Origin of the sequence: Dysgonomonas sp. Marseille-P4677, from assembly GCF_016652235.1 — a bacterium.
Taxonomy (GTDB): Bacteria; Bacteroidota; Bacteroidia; order Bacteroidales; family Dysgonomonadaceae; genus Dysgonomonas.
The window spans coordinates 1-1,807 of record NZ_JAEPKU010000257.1 but is presented as its reverse complement, the minus strand read 5'-3'; the positions used below and the strand labels follow the sequence as shown (position 1 = coordinate 1,807).

Here is a 1,807-nt window from a genome sequence, read left to right as displayed (position 1 = left end):
ATAGGACAGAAACTCCAGAAAGGAGGTGTTCCAGCCGCACCTTCCGGTACGGCTACCTTGTTACGACTTAGCCCCAGTCACCGGTTTTACCCTAGGACGCTCCTTGCGGTTACGCACTTCAGATACCCCCAGCTTCCATGGCTTGACGGGCGGTGTGTACAAGGCCCGGGAACGTATTCACCGCGCCATGGCTGATGCGCGATTACTAGCGAATCCAGCTTCACGGAGTCGAGTTGCAGACTCCGATCCGAACTGGGAGAGGCTTTGGAGATTAGCATCCTGTCGCCAGGTAGCTGCCCTTTGTACCCCCCATTGTAACACGTGTGTCGCCCCGGACGTAAGGGCCGTGCTGATTTGACGTCATCCACACCTTCCTCGCATCTTACGACGGCAGTCTCGTTAGAGTCCTCAGCTCTACCTGTTAGTAACTAACGATGTGGGTTGCGCTCGTTATGGCACTTAAGCCGACACCTCACGGCACGAGCTGACGACAACCATGCAGCACCTACATAGAGACCATTGCTGGCTAACAAATTTCTTCATTATTCCTCTACATTTCAAGCCCGGGTAAGGTTCCTCGCGTATCATCGAATTAAACCACATGTTCCTCCGCTTGTGCGGGCCCCCGTCAATTCCTTTGAGTTTCACCGTTGCCGGCGTACTCCCCAGGTGGATTACTTATCGCTTTCGCTTAGTCACTTATTGTATATCACAAACAACTAGTAATCATCGTTTACGGCGTGGACTACCAGGGTATCTAATCCTGTTTGATCCCCACGCTTTCGTGCTTGAGCGTCAGTTATAGCTTAGTAAGCTGCCTACGCAATTGGAGTTCCTCGTTATATCTAAGCATGTCACCGCTACACAACGAATTCCGCCTACTTCATCTATACTCAAGACTCCCAGTTTCAACGGCAGTGTTCAGGTTGAGCCTGAAAATTTCACCGCTGACTTAAAAGCCCGCCTGCGCACCCTTTAAACCCAATAAATCCGGATAACGCTCGCATCCTCCGTATTACCGCGGCTGCTGGCACGGAGTTAGCCGATGCTTATTCATACAGTACATGCAATAACATACACGTATGCCTTTTTATTCCTGTATAAAAGAAGTTTACAACCCATAAGGCAGTCTTCCTTCACGCGATTTGGCTGGTTCAGACTCTCGTCCATTGACCAATATTCCTCACTGCTGCCTCCCGTAGGAGTCTGGTCCGTGTCTCAGTTCCAGTGTGGGGGATAAACCTCTCAGTTCCCCTATCCATCGTTGCCTTGGTGAGCCGTTACCTCACCAACCAGCTAATGGAACGCATGCCCATCTACTACCGATAAATCTTTAACAAATATTCCCATGCGGGACCCCTGTTTTATGCGGTATTAGTCCGAATTTCTCCGGGTTATTCCCCTGTAGTAGGCAGGTTACATACGCGTTACTCACCCGTGCGCCGGTCGCCATCAAAGTATTGCTACTCTATGCTGCCCCTCGACTTGCATGTGTTAGGCCTATCGCTAGCGTTCATCCTGAGCCAGGATCAAACTCTTCTTTGTATATTTTTTTACTTTAAATCCTTTGTCCTGTCCTCAATCAATTTCTCAAATTTATTGAAAAGTTATTGACGGTATAATACCCTAAGTTTTCCCTGCTAAAAGCAGGTCTATTGTACTACACTCTATAATGTTGTATTCATTTCCTTCAAAGATCGCTATTGTTTCTCTCCCCCCTATCCAGGCCCGTTGGCCCGTATCCTTCAGTGGGAAAGCGGATGCAAAAGTAGAGAAAACTTTATTATACTCCAAATCTTTTAAGAGA

1 protein-coding gene and 1 rRNA gene are annotated in these 1,807 nt (G+C 48.5%); both read right to left on the bottom strand.

Features of this window, described 5'->3' with window-relative positions; all coding sequences use genetic code 11:
• Window positions 1-18: 18 nt before the first annotated feature.
• A 16S ribosomal RNA gene (locus tag JGH11_RS19880) occupies window positions 19-1,545 on the bottom strand.
• Between the two features lie 81 nt (window positions 1,546-1,626).
• Window positions 1,627-1,807 (bottom strand): hypothetical protein (locus JGH11_RS20425; protein WP_236264256.1); only part of this gene is annotated, 181 nt, incomplete at its 5' end.